The organism is Paenibacillus albidus (genome assembly GCF_014644435.1).
In the GTDB taxonomy this organism is placed as follows: domain Bacteria; phylum Bacillota; class Bacilli; order Paenibacillales; family Paenibacillaceae; genus Paenibacillus_AQ; species Paenibacillus_AQ albidus.
In genome coordinates this window covers 42,132-59,816 of record NZ_BMKR01000013.1, presented here as the reverse complement: position 1 = coordinate 59,816, position 17,685 = coordinate 42,132, and the positions used below count along the sequence as shown (strand labels likewise).

Annotated in this window: 15 protein-coding genes; 1 reads left to right on the top strand and 14 read right to left on the bottom strand. The window is 53.9% G+C overall.

All coding sequences use genetic code 11. The features are described 5' to 3' along the window. Positions 1 to 54: 54 nt before the first annotated feature. From IEY53_RS16755 to citZ, 5 genes are all read right to left on the bottom strand, one after another. Positions 55 to 924: an SDR family oxidoreductase gene (locus IEY53_RS16755; protein WP_189026903.1), complete on the bottom strand. Its 870-nt coding sequence runs from the start codon at positions 922 to 924 to the stop codon at positions 55 to 57. A gap of 253 nt (positions 925 to 1,177) precedes the next feature. Further along, positions 1,178 to 1,603 (bottom strand): hypothetical protein, encoded by a 426-nt coding sequence (locus IEY53_RS16750; protein WP_189026901.1) that lies wholly within the window; start codon positions 1,601 to 1,603, stop codon positions 1,178 to 1,180. A gap of 143 nt (positions 1,604 to 1,746) precedes the next feature. After that, positions 1,747 to 2,688: a malate dehydrogenase gene (gene mdh / locus IEY53_RS16745; protein WP_189026899.1), complete on the bottom strand. Its 942-nt coding sequence runs from the start codon at positions 2,686 to 2,688 to the stop codon at positions 1,747 to 1,749. A 43-nt stretch (positions 2,689 to 2,731) separates the two neighbouring features. Further along, entirely contained in the window at positions 2,732 to 4,027 is a 1,296-nt protein-coding gene (gene icd, locus IEY53_RS16740) for an NADP-dependent isocitrate dehydrogenase (RefSeq protein WP_189026897.1), read from the bottom strand. Between the two features lie 102 nt (positions 4,028 to 4,129). After that, on the bottom strand, positions 4,130 to 5,242 hold the full coding sequence (citZ, locus tag IEY53_RS16735) for a citrate synthase (RefSeq protein ID WP_189026895.1): 1,113 nt from the start codon (positions 5,240 to 5,242) through the stop codon (positions 4,130 to 4,132). 386 nt (positions 5,243 to 5,628) lie between these two features. Here citZ and ytvI point away from each other — a divergent pair, with 386 nt between their 5' ends. Then, positions 5,629 to 6,744, top strand: coding sequence for a sporulation integral membrane protein YtvI (ytvI, locus tag IEY53_RS16730; RefSeq protein ID WP_189026893.1), 1,116 nt, complete (start codon positions 5,629 to 5,631; stop codon positions 6,742 to 6,744). 152 nt (positions 6,745 to 6,896) lie between these two features. Here the strand turns inward: ytvI and IEY53_RS16725 are convergent, their stop codons facing one another. The 9 genes from IEY53_RS16725 to IEY53_RS16685 all read right to left on the bottom strand — a co-directional run bounded on the left by IEY53_RS16725 (position 6,897) and on the right by IEY53_RS16685 (position 17,679). Then, the gene (locus IEY53_RS16725) at positions 6,897 to 7,295 is read right to left on the bottom strand and encodes an FxsA family protein (RefSeq protein WP_189026891.1); all 399 of its coding nucleotides are present in this window, start codon (positions 7,293 to 7,295) and stop codon (positions 6,897 to 6,899) included. Next, positions 7,292 to 7,828, bottom strand: coding sequence for an acyl-CoA thioesterase (locus tag IEY53_RS16720; protein WP_189026889.1), 537 nt, complete (start codon positions 7,826 to 7,828; stop codon positions 7,292 to 7,294). Before IEY53_RS16720 ends, IEY53_RS16725 begins: the two co-directional genes overlap by 4 nt. A gap of 37 nt (positions 7,829 to 7,865) precedes the next feature. Next, positions 7,866 to 9,050, bottom strand: coding sequence for an MFS transporter (locus IEY53_RS16715; protein ID WP_189026887.1), 1,185 nt, complete (start codon positions 9,048 to 9,050; stop codon positions 7,866 to 7,868). 227 nt (positions 9,051 to 9,277) lie between these two features. Next, positions 9,278 to 10,696, bottom strand: coding sequence for a pyruvate kinase (pyk, locus tag IEY53_RS16710; RefSeq protein ID WP_189026885.1), 1,419 nt, complete (start codon positions 10,694 to 10,696; stop codon positions 9,278 to 9,280). A gap of 318 nt (positions 10,697 to 11,014) precedes the next feature. Beyond that, positions 11,015 to 12,031, bottom strand: a complete 1,017-nt coding sequence (locus IEY53_RS16705; RefSeq protein WP_189026884.1) for an acetyl-CoA carboxylase carboxyltransferase subunit alpha — start codon at positions 12,029 to 12,031, stop codon at positions 11,015 to 11,017. A gap of 1 nt (position 12,032) precedes the next feature. After that, complete coding sequence (gene accD / locus IEY53_RS16700; RefSeq protein ID WP_189026882.1) at positions 12,033 to 12,926, bottom strand: acetyl-CoA carboxylase, carboxyltransferase subunit beta; 894 nt, start codon at positions 12,924 to 12,926, stop codon at positions 12,033 to 12,035. A gap of 76 nt (positions 12,927 to 13,002) precedes the next feature. Next, a complete protein-coding gene (locus IEY53_RS16695) occupies positions 13,003 to 13,191 on the bottom strand; it encodes a glutamate decarboxylase (protein WP_189027060.1) in 189 nt (62 codons plus the stop codon). A gap of 285 nt (positions 13,192 to 13,476) precedes the next feature. Then, positions 13,477 to 13,977 carry a phosphatidylglycerophosphatase A family protein gene (locus tag IEY53_RS16690; RefSeq protein ID WP_189026880.1) on the bottom strand — a complete coding sequence of 167 codons (501 nt, stop codon included), beginning with the start codon at positions 13,975 to 13,977 and terminating at the stop codon, positions 13,477 to 13,479. A gap of 72 nt (positions 13,978 to 14,049) precedes the next feature. Next, positions 14,050 to 17,679, bottom strand: coding sequence for a DNA polymerase III subunit alpha (locus IEY53_RS16685; RefSeq protein WP_189026878.1), 3,630 nt, complete (start codon positions 17,677 to 17,679; stop codon positions 14,050 to 14,052). Positions 17,680 to 17,685 lie beyond the last annotated feature (6 nt).

The window sequence follows — 17,685 nt, the reverse complement described above, 5'->3', positions numbered from 1 at the left end:
TAGTTTTATATTTATTCATCTGTGAAAGTGGCGCGGCTGGCATCCACAAGGCGTTTAGCCGTTTACGACCTCGCCGCCGTTGACATGAATGACTTGTCCGGTCACATAGGTCGAATCGTCGGAAGCGAGATAGACATAAGCCGGTGCCAGCTCCTCCGGCTGCCCGGGCCGCTTCATCGGCTGGGTAGCACCGAATTCGCTGACCTGCTGTGCGTCAAAGGTAGACGGGATCAGCGGCGTCCAGATCGGCCCTGGTGCAACGGCGTTGACGCGGATGCCTTTTTCCGCCAGATTGGTGGACAAGGAACGGGTGAAGCTGAGAATCGCTCCTTTGGTGGATGAATAGTCCAGCAGCTGCGGGCTGCCCCGGTACGCCGTAATCGACGTGGTGTTGATGATGGTCGAGCCTTGCTGCAGATGCGGCATCGCTGCTTTGGTCAAATAGAACATGGAAAAAATATTCGTGCGGAACGTGCGCTCCAGCTGCTCGGACGTGATGTCCTCAATCTTGTCCTGCGGGTGCTGCTCTGCGGCATTGTTGATCAGAATATCCAGTTTGCCGAGGCCTTCCACCGTTTTGTTGACCAGATCCTGGCAGAATGCTTCCACACCGATGTCACCGGAGATCAGGACACATTTGCGTCCCTCCTGCTCAACCTGGCGTTTGGTCTCTTCAGCATCCGAATGCTCATTGAGATAGGAAATGACTACATCGGCGCCTTCCTTGGCGAACAGAACGGCAACAGCCCGGCCAATTCCGCTGTCTCCTCCGGTAATCAGAGCCGCCTTGCCCAGCAGTTTGCCTGCTGCTTTATAATTCGCCGGTTCATATTTCGGCCTCGGCTTCATTTCACTCTCGATTCCGGGCTGTCGATCCTGTTCCTGCGGGGGTAATGTTTTTTGAGTCTGGTTAGTGTCTGACATAATACCTTTTCTCCTTTCGCTTCGCAACTTAGAATCACTTGCTGATCATCTTAGGATGGCTATAGGGTCTTGGTTTATGCACTATTAAACTTGACTACCCAACTTGACTTTACGATACTTTACTTACCACGCTCCAAGCCGCGTCAAACAAAAAAACGTCTTTTTTTACTCCACACACACAACAGCATAACGCAAAAAAGAAGCGATCTGCGCAGTTAGGCTGCCAAGGACCGCTCCTTCTCGGAGTAAACTATTAGATAATCTGGTTGTACACCATGAAAAAGACCATCAGCACCAGTGTAACCATCAGCAAGGAACTCAGAGTACGGATTTTGCCGGTATAGCTGGATACGTCGCGGTTCTCACGCATGCCCTCTGAAGCCAGACGCAACGGTTTGCTGATGATGCCGCCAAGGGCGAACATAGCCAGCAGCAAGACGACCACGATAATCATCCACGGTACGGAATATTCCCCTTTGGTCATCATATAGCCACCCGTAAGCAGTTGAATCACCAATCCGTACTGGGCAAAGCGGTTAAAGCCTCCAATGGCGCTTAATGTTCCTTCTTTGGCCGGAGCCGACAACTTCGCGGTGCGTCCGAGAATGAAAGGGAGGACCAGATAAAATCCCAGGGCCAACGTCCCGATCATATGTAGGAAAAAAAATACTTGACTCATAACATACCTCCTCTGTTATTGCTGTGATATAAATTACATCTAATTATACCCAATAACTGAAATTAAGAAAAGCAAAAGGGATGCCCCCCCGCCATTTTTCATGGATTCGGGGACATCCCTTTGTCACAACTCGAAGCATCCGATCAGGAACCAATTATCGCAGTCACAGCTTTAACGGAATCAGCGGACTTGTCAAGCGCCGCTTTTTCTTCTGCTGTAAGCTCCAGCTCAAATACTTTTTCGATACCGTCCGCACCCAGCAGGGCTGGAACGCCCATGAACAGATTATCGTAGCCGTATTCGCCTTCAAGAAAAGCGATGACCGGAATAATCCGCTTCTTGTCCTTCAGGATCGCTTCCGTCATCTGCACCAGAGAAGCTGCAGGCGCGTAATACGCGCTGCCGTTGCCCAGCAGGCTGACGATTTCACCGCCGCCGGTACGCGTTCGCTGAACAATGTCAGCTATCCGTTCTGCCGGGATCAGGCTGTCGATCGGAATGCCGCCGACACTGGAGTAGCGCACAAGCGGAACCATATCATCACCATGGCCGCCGAGCACGAAACCGCGTACATCTTCTACCGAAACATTAAGCTCCTGGGCAATAAAAGTACAGTAGCGGGCTGTATCCAACACACCGGATTGACCAATAACACGGTTCTTCGGAAAGCCAAGTGCTTGATAGGCCACATAAGTCATAGCATCAACCGGGTTGCTTAGAATGATAACAATCGATTCGGGAGCGACCCGTTTTACGTTCTCGCATACGGATCTCACAATGCCGGCGTTGGTATTGACCAGATCATCGCGGCTCATTCCCGGTTTGCGGGCGATACCGGCTGTAATAATGACGATATCGGAATCCGCGGCATCATCATAGCTGGATGTTCCGGTAATCTGGGCGTCGAATTTCTGTACCGGGGATGCTTGCAGCATATCCAGCGCCTTGCCTTTGGTCGGATTCTCGAGCTGCGGAATGTCCAGCAGAACCACATTGCCGAGTTCCTTCTGCGCTAGCATAAGCGCCGTGGTAGCACCGGTGAAACCGGCACCCACGACTGTAATTTTATTACGTTTGATGGCCACGAGTTATCCTCCTAATAGTTGGTAAGCATGCGCTTAGTTAGAACTACAGATGGTTAATGATCTCGTCGGCAAACGCTGAGCATTTCAGTTCGGTTGCCCCTTCCATTTGGCGGGCGAAGTCATAAGTAACAGTCTTGTTGTTGATCGCTGTACTCATACCGTTATAAATCAGGTCAGCGGCTTCCTGCCAGCCCAGGTGCTCCAGCAGCATTACGCCGGACAGAATCACCGAGCCCGGGTTAACCACGTCTTTATCTGCATATTTAGGAGCAGTACCATGTGTGGCTTCAAAGATGGCATGTCCGGTAACATAGTTGATATTCGCTCCCGGAGCGATACCAATGCCGCCGATTTGTGCAGCCAGCGCATCGGACAGATAGTCCCCGTTCAGGTTCAGCGTCGCGATGACGTCGAAATCCGTAGGACGTGTCAGAACCTGCTGCAGGGCGATGTCGGCAATGGCATCCTTGATAATGATTTTGCCTGCTGCTTCGGCTTCCTTCTGTGCTGCATTAGCCGCAGCTTCGCCGTCCCGCTCTTTGATCACATCATATTGGTTCCAAGTGAATACTTTGTCGCCGAATTCCTGTTCCGCCACTTCGTAGCCCCAGTTCTTGAAGGCTCCTTCGGTGAACTTCATGATGTTGCCTTTGTGTACCAGGGTCACGCTCTTGCGTCCGTGCTTGATTGCATATTCCACGGCGGCGCGCACCAGACGCTTGGAGCCTTCGGCGGACACCGGCTTGATGCCGATACCGGAAGTTTCCGGGAAGCGGATCTTGTTCACACCCATTTGCTCCTGCAGGAATTCAATGACTTTCTTCACTTCGGCAGAACCTTCTTGATACTCGATTCCGGCATAAATATCCTCAGTGTTCTCACGGAAAATAACCATGTCTACCAGATCAGGGCGTTTCACCGGTGAGGGAACACCGTCAAAGTAACGCACAGGACGCAGACATACATACAAGTCCAGCTCTTGGCGCAGCGCCACATTCAGGGAACGGATACCGCCTCCGATTGGAGTAGTGAGCGGCCCTTTAATGGCTACGATAAACTCGCGGATTGCTTCCAGCGTATCGTTCGGCAGCCATTCTCCATATGTATTGAAGGCCTTCTCGCCGGCGAATACTTCGTACCAGGCAATTTGCTTGCTTCCGCCATAAGCTTTGGCTACAGCTGCATCCAGCACCCGTTTGGAGGCTTTCCAGATGTCGCGGCCAGTACCGTCACCTTCGATAAAAGGAATAATCGGACGATCCGGAACCTGCAGTTTGCCATCTTCAATCGTAATTTGTTCGCCTTCTGTCGGCAGATCGTATTTCTCAAGTTTCAACATTTGTGTGTATTCCTCCCAAAGATTTAGTGTGTTTCAGCTGTATAACGTTGGACCTAGCGTTAATTCTACTAGACTACAGGAGCGGCCTGCAAGGCCGCCGCCTTATCTTTCCTCGACCGGAACGTATTTCTGTTCAGCCAAGCCTGTGTACTCTGCACGCGGACGAATCAATCGGTTGTCGAGATATTGCTCCAGAATATGAGCGGTCCAGCCCGAAGTGCGGCTGATTGCAAAAATCGGCGTGAACAGCTCCCGTTCAATGCCGAGCTGGGTGTAGACGGAGGCCGAGTAGAAATCCACGTTCGGCTTGAGGCCTTTTTGTCCCGTAATGAGCTCTTCAATTCTTACGGACATGTCGTACAGCGTGGTGTCATTCTTCATGGTTCCCAGCTCATGCGACATCTTCATCAGATGCTTCGCGCGCGGATCGCCATTCTTGTAGACGCGGTGTCCGAAGCCCATGATCTTCTCGCGGCGCTCCAGCTTGCCCTGTACATAGGTCTCCACGTTGTCCAGGCTGCCGATTTCCTCCAGCATCTTCATCACTGCTTCGTTCGCACCGCCATGCAGCGGCCCTTTCAATGCACCAATGGCCGAGGTCACCCCGGAATAAATATCGGACAAGGTAGCAACGGTCACACGGCCTGCAAAAGTAGAAGCATTCAGCTCATGGTCGGCATGCAGCACCAGTGCGGTGTCCAGTGCCTTCACGGATACGAGATCCGGTTCCTTGCCCCACAGCATATAGAGGAAATTCTCGGCAATGGATACGCCCTCTTTCGGGGCCACCGGCTCAAGTCCTTTACGGATGCGCGACAATGCGGCTACAAGCGTCGGGATCTGTGCCTGCAGCTTCACCGCTTTGACTTCATTAGCCTCACGGCTCATATCATCGGCTGCCTGATCGTAGAGTGCAAGACTGGATACGGCTGAACGCAGAGCAGCCATCGTGTTGGCTTCTTTGGGATACAGCTTCATCTGTTGAATAACCTCGTCAGGGACGGGGGCAAAATTGCTGAGGTCACGCCGGAGATTCTCAAGCTCGGCTGCGGTTGGAAGCGCACCAAACCATAATAAATAAGCCGTTTCTTCAAAAGTTGCATTCGCTGCGAGATCGTCAATATCATAGCCGCGGTAAGTAAGCACGCCGTCCACAATGGAGCTGATGGAGGAAGTTGTGGCAACAATGCCTTCCAGTCCTTTGGTAGCTGTCATAAGTGTCTCTCCTTTGCCAACAAGGGTATAATAGCTTTTTTCATTCATGAAAACATTTACAATTTGATGTATCCGAACTCTGAATTCACATCAGCGTTCAATCCTCAGGCCCTGCAACCAAACATTCGTGATTAGAATCTCTAATCATCATAACGGATTTTGACGTTTATGTGAACAACGTGGAAGCTATACAACAGATTAAATGATTTTATCACGGAGATAGAAAATTAAATTTGAAATGTTGATTCATGATGGCGCTTTCAGGTTAGTGCGTGTCCGCTGCAGCCTTGTCTAAGGTGCTAGTCTTTAAATTTCATTCTGTGAATATACATAAGACGAGCTTTGATTTCCGCGCAAGCGGCAGCTTGAAGGAGGTACACCGCCTTATGGACCGATTGATGTTAAAAAGAGTGCTGCGCGGCCTCTGGGTCGTGCTGGCTACAGCCCTGCTGCTGCTGGCGCTGTATGTGCTGCTCCCTCTGCTGTACCCCTTGCTGCTCGCCTGGCTGCTCGCTTATCTCATGCATCCGCTGGTGCTCATCCTTAGAGGATTCAAGCTTCCGGGCTGGCTGGCCGTCTCCCTGGCACTACTGTTCTATATTGGCGGCACCGCGCTGGTACTGACCGCCCTGATTACCCGTCTTGTCAAAGAGTTGATTATTCTGCTCCAGACGTTTAATCTGCATACCGACCAGTGGCGCGAGCTGCTGCTAAGGTGGAGCCGAAATGCCAGCATCCAGAACATTATTAACCAGATCAATCTATTCTACCAGGACAACCCCAACTACCATGCCACGATCGACAGCAACATCAGCAGAACGACAGAAACGGTGGGAGCCGCGGTGACCCAGCTGGTTACCGGTTTTTTCAATCTGATCCTGAATCTGATCTCCGTTCTCCCCAGTCTCGGGACGATTCTTATAGTAGTCGTGCTCGCCGCCTTCTTCCTCAGCACCGGCTGGGAACGGCATAACGACAAATGGGCCAGCTGGCTGCCCGCCCCGCTGCTGAGGCCGGTTACAGACATCTGGAAAGATCTGCGCAAAGCGCTGTTTGGCTATCTCCGCGCCCAGTTGATCCTTATCTTCATTACTGCGGTAATTGTCATCATCGGGCTGCTGCTGCTGGGCGTTGATTCCGCTTTTGCGCTTGGGCTGATGATCGGCTTCGTTGATTTGCTGCCTTATGTCGGCGTCGGAATTGTGATGCTGCCCTGGGCGCTATATTCCTACATGAACGGCAATCTGGCGCTTGGGATCGGCCTTTCGGTGCTCTATGGCGTTGTACTGGTCACCCGCCAAGTTCTGGAGCCCAAGGTGCTGGCCAGCAGTATCGGGCTGGACCCGCTCGCCATGCTGATCGGCATGTTCGCCGGGCTCCAGCTGTTCGGGTTGCTTGGCCTGATTCTCGGCCCTGTGCTGCTGGTCATCGTGAACGCCTCCCGGCGGGCGGGCGTATTCCGGGCGCTGCACAGCTACATTGTCAGCGGCAGGCTGCGCTGAGCCTGGAGGGGAAGCTGCCCCACCAAGCCCAGCGCTTGGCGAAGGGAGCGGAGTCGATGGGATTTTCTCCAATTACATCCGCTTATTCCAGTACATGAACGAGGGGTGTCCCATACAGCCGTTTCAATGCTGGGACACCCCTCTTGTATTCTTCACCGTCTGTAAAAGGTGAACGTGCCGTTTTTCATTTTTTTCTCAATCCACTTCAGGAGAAACCCGCGATACAGCGGACGGGTTAGCGGGAATACCAGCGTGAAGCCGATAAGATCGGTCACGAATCCCGGCAGAATCAGCAGCAAGCCGCCAAAAAAGATACATAAGCCGTCCAGCATCGTCCGGCCGGGGACCCGGCCTTCCTGCATTTGAATTTTGCTGTCCTGCAGCACCTTTTTGCCTTCAAAACGCATCATGAGCAGGCCGATAACCGAGGTGGCCAGCACAATCAGCATGGTCTTGGGCGCCCCCAGGTAACTTGCCACATAAATAAACCCGAATAATTCCACGGCAGGGACGATAAACAACGCAGCCCATAGCCATTTGTTTCTAATCATACTGCTCCCCCTTCTTCCCGCAGCGCCCCCGTGATCGCTTGATACAGCTCAGGAAGGGCTCTGTCCAGCCTGGTGGGCCGCCATTCCCGGTTCAGCCAGACATGGCTGGTAGAGCCGGTAACCAGCAGTTCACCCACAGGCTTCAAGGGGTCAAACTGCCCTTCCTGTCCACGATTGCCAGCAGGGCGCAGAGGGCCACTCTCCTCATTGCCGGGCAGCCGTCTGATTTCATATTCATAGACAACTCTCAGCGCCGAAAAGGTCGTTAGCCGCGCAAATACGGCGATATAATCATCATATCGCGCCGGACTTTTAAATTGCAAATCCGCAGTGGTTACGGGAAGAAGAATACCTTGTTTCTCCAGCTCACGGTAGGCGAAGCCAAGCTCACGGAACATCTCCGTACGGCCGCATTCGAACCAGTTCAAATAATTGGCATGATACACCACGCCCATCTGATCGCTCTCCTGATACCTTACGCGCAGGGTGGCAGCGTACCAGCGGCTGGGCAGGCCCAAATTACGCGACTCCATATAAAGGTATGCTCCTTTCCTTGTGTATAGTCAAAGCTCAGACGCCTGCCCCCTCCGAGGCAAGGGGCAAGGGGAGCTTCTTCCGGCGGGTGCTCCGGGCGACATAGAGCAGCAAAAGCGCTCCCGCTGCCGAGCTGAGCATACACGACAAATTCATCGCCTCAACGCCGCCCCGGTTAAGCAGAACCCCGTTAAGCAGATTTCCGAGAATGCCGGCAAATCCGGTAAAGACCATGTTGAATACGCTTTGGCCCGTGGCCTGCATCTCCCGGGAAGTAATCTGTGAAACATACTCGACCGCAGCAATGTAAAAAAAGCCAAAAGACAGCCCGTGCAGCACCTGCACACCGATCATCACGGACGGATACGGAAAAGCCACCTGTATGCCCCATCGCAATACATAAATAATCGCACCAAGCAGCAGGGTCCGCTCCCGGCCGATCTTCCGGATCACTCCCGAAGCGAAGAACATGGAAGGCACATTGGTTACTGAGGCCAGGAACAGGGCGATCCCCGCATATTGAATAGAACCGCCTACAGATTGAAAGGCAAGCACAAAATAAGTGCCGAAAGCCGTCATCGTCTGGTTCACCAAAAAACTCCCGCCCAAAAAGGCCAGAAATACCCGGTTGCCCAGCAGCTGCCGGATTCCCTGTTTAAACGACTGGCTCATCATATGATTTTCTTCCGCCTGTCTGGGCAGGGTTAAGGCAATAAACACCGCCAGCAGATTAAAGAAGAGGAATGGCAGCCAGATGGAAGATACGGAGAAAGCATTGACGTACATCCCGCCTGCATAGCCCCCCACAGCCGCTCCAATGCTCATCATGAGGCGGATGCTCCCATAAGTGGACCCAGCCCTGTTCGCCGCCGCTATGGCGTAAGAATCGGCGATAGGGGCCTGTGTGGACGAAAAGACCGTGGACACAGTGTAGACAAGCAGCAGCACGATAAAATATTCGGAACGGTAAAACACCGCCAGCACAGCAGGCACGGCTACACTTAGAATAAGCACCAGCCGGGTCTGATTATACCGGTCGGAGATCATTCCCCACATCGGCTGAATACAAATTGCAATAAGCGTGCCCGTAGCCATCAAGAGGCCGATTTGTCCGCTGTCCAGCCCGTTTTTGGTGAGCAGCAGCGTAAGATATGAGCCAAAAGAACCACCAGCCAGTCCTAAAAAAAGATAAAAGCCGCGCAGCTTCACTAATTTTTCCATTTGTACGCCAAGTCCTCTCCAGTCCTTTTTAACGGAATACCCCTGCTACCAGCTCTGCCTCCACATTCATACAGCACAAAAATATCCCTTATTACAATAGCATAAACGGACGAAATGCAACGTCACATTTCAGCAAAAAAAAAAAGCAATGGCGGATTCACCATTGCTTCGTTTATGGTTAGGACCCATAGCCCTGCAGCAGAACCCGCCGCCGGGGTTACCGGGATCTACTCAATTGTGCTGACTTTGACCAGGTTGGTGGAACCGGAACGTCCCAGCGGAATGCCGGCAGTGATAACAACCAGATCTCCAGCTTTGACAAGACCTGAATCCTTACCGCCTTTAATTGCGGTTTCCAGCAGCTCGTCTGTTGTGGAAGCGACCTGACCATATACTGGAGTTACGCCCCAGACAAGAGCCAATTGACGCATAGTTCTTTCTTGTGTCGTAACCGCGATGATTGGCGATTTAGGACGGTATTTGGAAACTACACGTGCAGTGTGACCTGTCACAGTCGAAGAAATAATAGCTTTTGCGTTCAGATCCAGAGCCGAAATGGCTACCGATTGGCTGATAGCTTCAGTCACGGTTGTTTCTTGGGCAATTTGTTGCTTCATGAAGATTTCACGGTGGTTCAATGCAGATTCTGCTTTTTCGGCAATGCGGGACATTGTCAGCACGGACTCCACCGGATATTTCCCGGCAGCCGTCTCACCGGACAGCATGATCGCATCGGTTCCGTCAAAAATCGCATTTGCCACGTCACTCGCTTCAGCGCGGGTAGGACGCGGGTTACGCTGCATGGAATCCAGCATTTGGGTAGCTGTGATTACCGGTTTGCCGGCAATGTTGCATTTTTGGATCATCAGCTTTTGGGCAAGCGGCACATCTTCAGCCGGAATTTCCACACCCAGGTCGCCGCGGGCAACCATCAGGCCGTCGGAAACTGCCAGAATTTCATCAAGGTTGTCAACACCTTGTTGGTTTTCGATTTTGGAAATGATTTGGATGTGAGCTGCATTGTGCTTCTCAAGCAGTTCACGGATTTCCAGAACGTCGCTTGCTTTGCGAACGAAGGAAGCTGCGATAAAATCGATGTCCTGTCCGATCCCAAAAACGATATCGTTGGTGTCTTTTTCCGTAATACCCGGCAAGGAGATGTGAACTCCCGGTACGTTTACGCCCTTCTTGCTCTTGATCGTACCGCCGTTGACAATACGGGTCTTGATTTCTGTGCCTTGAATGTCGACAACTGTAAGTCCGATGAGGCCGTCGTCGATCAGGATGGTCGAGCCTACTTGAACATCGTTAGGAAGTTCGCTGTAAGTGATGGATATACGGTTTTGGTCCCCAAGGATCTCTTCCGTAGTCAATGTCAGATACTCGTCCTGAACCAGTTCAATCGGTTCTACTTCCAGCTTGCCTGTACGAATCTCAGGTCCTTTCGTATCGAGCAGGATAGCTACGGTTTTGTTCAGCTCCGCAGATGCCTGACGGATCGTTTTGATCCGGTTGCCGTGCTCTTCGAAATCGCCGTGGGAGAAGTTCAGACGGGCTACATTCATACCAGCCAAAATCAATTTTTTGATATTCTCCAACGATTCACTAGCAGGACCGATCGTACATACAATTTTACTTTTCCGCATTAGGTTTTCCTCCGTTTTTTCGTTCTCTCTGTCTCACTTTTTCCAACTACAAAATCTACTACAAGGCTTATCGTTTGCATAGGAACTTTATCACATGTACCTTTAACTTCGCCCTTATGAATATTACTGCAACTTAGACACAAAATCAATGTTCTCGCGAGTTTTCTCAGCAATTTCTTGCTTTATTTTCAGAAAATCCGGACAAAAGAAAAATAATCCCGGCCAAATCCCGGGATTATTATTGAGGTAAAAAATGGATATCGGTTATACCCTGGTATTCAGGGCCGATAAGTATAGTTATATGTGTTAAAGTGCAAATTACAGGGAGCGTGAAGGCTCCTCATCCAGTGCCTCTTCTTCCTGGGATAACAGCTCTTGCTGGCCCTCTGAAAACTCACCGATCTTGCGGAATTTACGGTACCGGTCTTCCTTGAGCTCTGCCGAATCCATCGTAGACAGCTCCTGCAAATGACGCCATAACGAATCCTTGATCGCCGCTGCCGTAGCCTCGTAATCCCGGTGTGCTCCGCCTCTTGGCTCCGGCACGATCTCTTCGATGACTTCCATCTCCAGCAGGTCTGCAGCTGTGATCCGCATGGCTTCGGCTGCTTGATCTGCCTTCGAGGCGTCTTTCCACAAAATGGAGGCTGCACCATTCGGTGTAATTGCCGAATAGATCGCATGCTCCAGCATCAGCACGCGGTTACCCACGGCCAGTGCAAGCGCACCTCCGCTGCCCCCTTCGCCGATAACCACACAAATAACGGGTACCCCCAGCTGCGACATTTCCAATAGATTGCGGGCGATCGCTTCGGATTGGCCTCTCTCCTCGGCCGTATTGCCGGGATAGGCTCCTTTGGTATCCACAAAGGTAATAATCGGACGTTTGAACTTGTCCGCCTGCCGCATCAGCCGCAGTCCCTTACGGAAGCCCTCAGGATGGGCACTGCCGAAAAATCTTTGAATATTATCCTTGGTATCTTTGCCCCGCTGTTGTCCGATCACGGTCACGGGAATGCCATTCAGCTTGCCAATTCCGCCAACTACAGCGAGATCATCCCCGAACAGCCTGTCCCCGTGCAGCTCGATGAAATCGGTAAAGATGAACCCCATCAGATCCAGCGAGGTCGGACGGGCTTGGTGCCGGGCCAGGTGCATCTTCTGGGAAGGCGAAATATTGGAATACACTTCTTCTTCCAGCACCCGGTAGCGTTCTTCCAGCCGGGCCACCTCATCGCTGAAATCGATGCCCTTCTCGGCTCCGAACTGTTGCAGTTCGGCAATCTTCTTGCGCATTTCTACCAGAGGCATTTCAAAAGGCAACTCTCCTGCCAACCTAAAATCCCCCTTTCACATCATGCAATTCCAGCAGCTTGATCAACGTGGCCCGCATCTCCTTGCGGTGCACCACCATATCAAGCTGACCATGCTCCAGATTAAATTCAGCGGTCTGGAAGTCATCCGGCAGCTTCTGGCGGATCGTCTGTTCAATGACGATCCGCCCGGCAAAGCCGAATAATGCTCCAGGCTCCGCAATATTGATATCGCCAAGGCTCGCGAAACTGGCCGACACACCGCCAGTTGTCGGATCCGTAATGATGGAGATATACAGTCCTCCCGCTTCCCCGAACCGGGCCAGAGCTGCACTGGTCTTCGCCATCTGCATCAGGCTGAGAATGCTCTCCTGCATCCTTGCCCCGCCGGAAGTGGAGAAAATCAGCATCGGAAGTTTCTTCTCCGTTGCTTCCTCAACCGCACGGGTAATCTTCTCTCCGACCACCGAGCCCATACTGCCGGAGAAAAATTCAAAGTTCATCACAGCCACAATGACCGGGTGGCCTCCGATGCTTCCCTGGCCGGTGATAACGGCATCGGGTTGTCCGGATTTCAGCTGCTGTTGTTCGAGCTTGGAAGCATACCCGGGGAATTGCAGCGGGTCGATGGATCTCATCTCGCTGTCGAACTCAATGAAGCCTTCCGGGTCCAGCGTCATGGCAATCCGCTCAGCGGCGTTCAGACGCATGTGATGTCCGCAGGACGGGCATACCTTCAGGTTCTTCTCCAGCTCCTTGCTGTACTGGATCGTACCGCATTTGCTGCATTTGCTCATCAATCCTTCAGGAATCTCCCGTTTGGGGCGTTCCCCTTCTACCGGGCCGCCGCTTCGCTCCTGACGCTCTGAAGGTATTGTTGCGTACTTTCGTTTTTTCTGGAATAAATCTTTGAACACGGGTCGCACCTCTTCAGCCGTTTATTTGCGTATATAGCAGCTTGCCGCTGTAATACTGCTCATTCAGATGTTCTATTCAGGGATGCAGAATCAGATTAAGGACTTCCTGCACTTCCTCAAGCTCACCCGAAGGCACCAAAATCTCAAACTGCTGCTTGGACATATTAACCGGACGGCATTTAATCATAAATCCTTCTTCCGTCAGCTTGCGTTGAATCATATCCGCCACTCTGGCGGTTGGCGCGATATAGATTACCGTCCACATGTCCTGCAAGGCCTCCCCAATCTTAATTCCCGCCGTATCCCGTATGATGGAATCATGATAACACAGTTTTCTTTTTGACCGCAACAGGAGCCTCCCGCTTCATCCGGCACAAGTCCGGACATCCCAGGCCGCTTAAAGCCGTCTGAATGCCTTAACCCCGATAGCTGCTTAAGGTCATCCTGAGCGCCCAACGGCACCGGGAGATCCAGGCTGTGTCTTCTGCGCAAAACTCCCGGCGATTGAATGCCTTAATGCCTGATGCACATTCAGCGTCCATTATATGTGTCATTCGGTACCGGTGACATGGGGATAGACCTTGGCGCCCTCATGGCGGTGCGCGATCCGGGCAGAAGCCGCGGCGGCAACGCCGGCGACCAGGTCGTCGAGGAAGACATGAATCCCTCTCTTATCATCGTTGAGTTCACCAATGATGCCAAGCTTTATTTTGTCCAGATATCCAAATCCCGTAAGACCAATCATCCCGTATACCCCGGTAATGCCCAGCGCCAGAGTCTCGTCCGCCCCGTAAAGGGATTCATCAGCTTCCATTACCGCCTGCAGCGGCTGCGGCAGCAGACGTTTCTCCGCCAGCTCATCGAGCGCAATACCGGTCATCAGGGTGTACTGCACTTCCCTTTTGCCGAGAACGGCCTTGACGCTGGCCAGACATTCCTCCATGGATAAATCGGGATAATAAGCCGATTGCAAAATATATACGATCTCTGCTACAGAAGCAAGCGATACTCCCCTGCGCTCCAGCATATCCGCTGCCATTTGATAGGACATAAGTGATTCCCCTTTCCGCACAGGAAGTCCCCTGTGGTTTCCTAATGTATGCGGCAAAAGGGGAAAATGTTCTTATTTTATTCTCACCGTACCGGCTCCCAGCATGCCCTCAATCGCTGCGGACAGCTCCGGAGAGGGCTTGATCCGGTAGCTGTCGCTGAGCGCCAGCAGCTTCTGCTCCCGCTCGTAGAACAGCAGCGTTGCTACCGGCCCCGGGTGGGCCTGCAGCAGCTCCTGCAGGCGGGGCAAGAGACCCGCCTGCTCTGCGGCCGGCGTGATCTTGATAAAGACACGCTGGCTGCTCCCGGCGGCTGCGGAGGCGTCCCGCCGGCCTTCGGCCGGAGCCGCAGGCGCGCCGCCTGGGCCGGCATTGCGGGCACCGCTTCCCCCGGTGCCCGGCCTTGATGCAGGAGCGCCTGCGGCAGCTCCTGCCGGTGCCGTGCGGCCCGTGCCCTGCGGGCGGGCCGCCGCCGCGCTGCGGCGCTGCAGTAGGCCGCGCAGGGGCTCCGCGGCCAGCGGCGCCACCTCCTCGGCCAGCAGCTTGAAGCCTTCGTCTTCGAGCTGCACCCTGGCGCGCAGAGCCAGCAGCGCGCCCTTCTCGATCAGGCTGCGGCTCCGCTTCCACACCTCGGGGAAAAGCACGACCTCGCAGCGCTCGATCTGATCTTCCCATTCCACAAAAGCCATGGCCTTGCCCTGCTTCGTGGTGATCTCCTTGACGGAGACGACCATGCCGGCCGTGACGGTCTGGCTCTCGTCCGCAGCCTCGCCGAGATCCATCAGGCGCATCATGCTGGGCTCCTCCAGCAGCTCCGCGCTGTCATCCAGCGGATGGCCGGAGAGATACAGGCCCAGCAGCTCACGCTCCAGCTCCAGCTGCTGGCTGCCTGTGAACCTCGGGATGTCCGGGTAGCGGATTTCCCAGTTCGGTGTCTCGACCAGATCATCGAACAGCTGGATCTGCAGTTCATCCCGCTCCTTGCGCCATTTCACAGCGGCGTCAACCGTCTCGTCCAGCATGGCGAGCAGCTGTGCCCGGTGGCCCGGCAGACAGTCAAAGGCGCCGGCCTGCAGCAGGGATTCCACCACCCGCTTGTTGCAGATCCGTAAGTCGACGCGGCGGCAGAAATCCAGCAGACTGTCGAACGGACGCTCCTTGCGGACCGCCATGATGTTCTCGACAGCAAGCGTTCCAACATTCTTCACCGCTGCCAGCCCGAAGCGGATATGTCCTTTGCCCTCTCCGGGAACCGGGGTGAACAGCACACCGCTTTCGTTGACATCCGGCGGCAGGACACCGATGCCCATCCGGCGGCATTCCAGCACATATTCCGCCACCTTGCGGTGGGTGCCCATCACAGCTGTCAGCATTGAAGCCATGAACTGTACCGGATAATGGGCCTTGAGATAGGCCGTCTGGAAAGCCAGTACGCCATAGGCGGCGGCATGGGCACGCGGGAAGCCGTAATCGGCAAAACGTACGATCATATCATAGACGGCATTCGCATCCTGTTCCGTGTAGCCCTGTTTAAGACTCCCCTCCACAAAGTGGCTCCGCTCCTGGTCCAGCGTCTCCCGCTTCTTCTTGGAGACGGCGCGGCGCAGCAGATCCGCTTCGCCGAGCGAGAAACCTGCCATCAGGGAGGCAATCTGCATGATCTGCTCCTGATAGACAATAATCCCGTAAGTATCCGCCAGGATCGGCGTCAGGTCGGGATGGGGATACTCGACCGCAATCTGGCCGTGTTTGCCCGCGATATATTTGGGGATGAACTCCATCGGTCCCGGACGGTACAAGGCCACGACCGATACGATATCCTCAAATCCGCTCGGCTTCAGATCCTTCAGCACCCGCCTTACCCCCGAGGACTCCAGCTGGAAAATCCCGGTAGTATCCCCGTGCCCCAGCATTTCATAGGTCGCCGGATCATCGTCGGGGACCAGCCGGAAGTCGGGAACAGAACCTTCCAACTCCCGGATTCCATTCATGCAGCGCTCAATAATGGACAACGTGCGCAGGCCCAGAAAGTCCATTTTGAGCAGTCCGACACTCTCCAGATGCTCCATGGAATACTGGGTCAGCGCGGTGCTCTCGTTGCCCTCCTGCAGCGGCACGGCATCCGTCAAAGGCCCCTTCGAGATGACGACACCTGCAGCATGCGTAGAAGCATGGCGCGGCATGCCTTCGACCTTCATCGCCATATCCAGCAGGCTGCGTGTCTTGGGATTGCCTTCATACAGAGCTTTCAGCTCCGGCGAGGCCGCAAGCGCCCGGGTAATGCTGATGCCGAGCTGACCCGGAATCAGCTTGGCCGCCTTGTCTACCTCTCCATAGGGAAGATTGAGGGCCCTCCCCACATCGCGGACGGCGGCGCGCGCCGCCATCGTTCCAAAGGTGATGATCTGGGCCACATGCTCCTTGCCGTATTTGTCCACGACATAGCTGATAACCTCATCACGGCGTTCGTCGCTGAAGTCAATATCAATATCCGGCATCGTGATTCGTTCCGGGTTGAGGAAACGCTCGAAGAGCAGATTATATTTGAGCGGGTCCACATTGGTAATCCGCAGCACATAGGCCGTCAAGCTGCCGGCTGATGAGCCCCGTCCAGGTCCGGTGGCAATGCCTTGGCGGTGGCAATAGGCGATAAAATCCCAGACGATCAGGAAGTAGTCGGAGAAGCCCATATTCTCAATCACGCCAATCTCATACGCCAGGCGCTGCTCGGCTGCCTCCCTTTGCTCAGGGAAAGCCCAGCGCTCCGTGTCCGCATAACGTTCCTCAAGACCGCTCCGGCACAGCTGCCGCAAATAAGCCGCGGCATCCATGCCGTCCGGAAGCGGTGAGTAGGCAGGCAGAATATGCTCGCCAAAGGTCAGCTCCAGATTGCATTTCTCGGCAATCCGCAGCGTATTCTCCAGCGCCTGCGGCACATGCGGAAACAGCCGGGCCATCTCCTCACCGCTCTTAAAAAAGAGCTGATCCGTGCCGATCTTGAGGCGCTCCTCATCATCCACTGTTTTGCCTGTGCCGATACAGATCAGAACATCCTGCACCTCGGCATCCTCTCTGGCCAGGTAATGCACATCGTTTGTTGCCACCAGCGGAATCTCACACTCCGCCGCCAGCGCGATCAGCTGCGGATTCACCCGTTTCTGCTCGGACATTCCGTGGTCCTGCAGCTCCAGATAGAAATCCTCGCCAAAAATCTCCTTATACCGCAGCGCGGCCTTGCGGGCCTCCGCTTCCCGCCCATGCAGCAGATGCTGCGGCACCTCGCCGCCGAGGCAGGCGCTGAGACAAATAATGCCCTCTGCGTGTGCAGCGAGGGCCTCCATATCGATGCGCGGCTTATAATGATGGCCTTCCAGATGGCCGATGGAGATCAGCTTCATCAGGTTCCTGTATCCGGTCTCATTCTTCACCAGCAGGATCAAATGATAGATCGGCTGATCCTTGCGGCTGCCCCGTTCCCGGCGGGAGCCGGAGGTCATGTAGGCTTCGCAGCCGATGATCGGCTTGATGCCGCTGGCCAGGCACGCTTTATAAAAAGGGATTGCCCCGTACATCACTCCATGATCGGTAAGCGCCAGCGATTTCATGCCGTATTCACCGGCCCGGCGCACGAGATCAGCAATGCGCGCTGCCCCGTCCAGCAAACTGTATTCACTGTGCACATGCAAATGCACGAAAGGGCTCATCCTCCC

Bases quoted from the DNA above. Each gene is read 5' to 3' on its own strand.
- pyk (WP_189026885.1), bottom strand. From the start codon at position 10,696: ATGCGGAAAAGTAAAATTGTATGTACGATCGGTCCTGCTAGTGAATCG.
- IEY53_RS16690 (WP_189026880.1), bottom strand. From the start codon at position 13,977: ATGTCCTATCAAATGGCAGCGGATATGCTGGAGCGCAGGGGAGTATCG.
- IEY53_RS16750 (WP_189026901.1), bottom strand. From the start codon at position 1,603: ATGAGTCAAGTATTTTTTTTCCTACATATGATCGGGACGTTGGCCCTG.
- icd (WP_189026897.1), bottom strand. From the start codon at position 4,027: ATGTTGAAACTTGAGAAATACGATCTGCCGACAGAAGGCGAACAAATT.
- ytvI (WP_189026893.1), top strand. From the start codon at position 5,629: ATGGACCGATTGATGTTAAAAAGAGTGCTGCGCGGCCTCTGGGTCGTG.
- IEY53_RS16720 (WP_189026889.1), bottom strand. From the start codon at position 7,828: ATGGAGTCGCGTAATTTGGGCCTGCCCAGCCGCTGGTACGCTGCCACC.
- IEY53_RS16715 (WP_189026887.1), bottom strand. From the start codon at position 9,050: ATGGAAAAATTAGTGAAGCTGCGCGGCTTTTATCTTTTTTTAGGACTG.
- IEY53_RS16695 (WP_189027060.1), bottom strand. From the start codon at position 13,191: ATGTGGACGGTAATCTATATCGCGCCAACCGCCAGAGTGGCGGATATG.
- citZ (WP_189026895.1), bottom strand. From the start codon at position 5,242: ATGACAGCTACCAAAGGACTGGAAGGCATTGTTGCCACAACTTCCTCC.
- IEY53_RS16755 (WP_189026903.1), bottom strand. From the start codon at position 924: ATGTCAGACACTAACCAGACTCAAAAAACATTACCCCCGCAGGAACAG.
- IEY53_RS16685 (WP_189026878.1), bottom strand. From the start codon at position 17,679: ATGAGCCCTTTCGTGCATTTGCATGTGCACAGTGAATACAGTTTGCTG.
- IEY53_RS16725 (WP_189026891.1), bottom strand. From the start codon at position 7,295: ATGATTAGAAACAAATGGCTATGGGCTGCGTTGTTTATCGTCCCTGCC.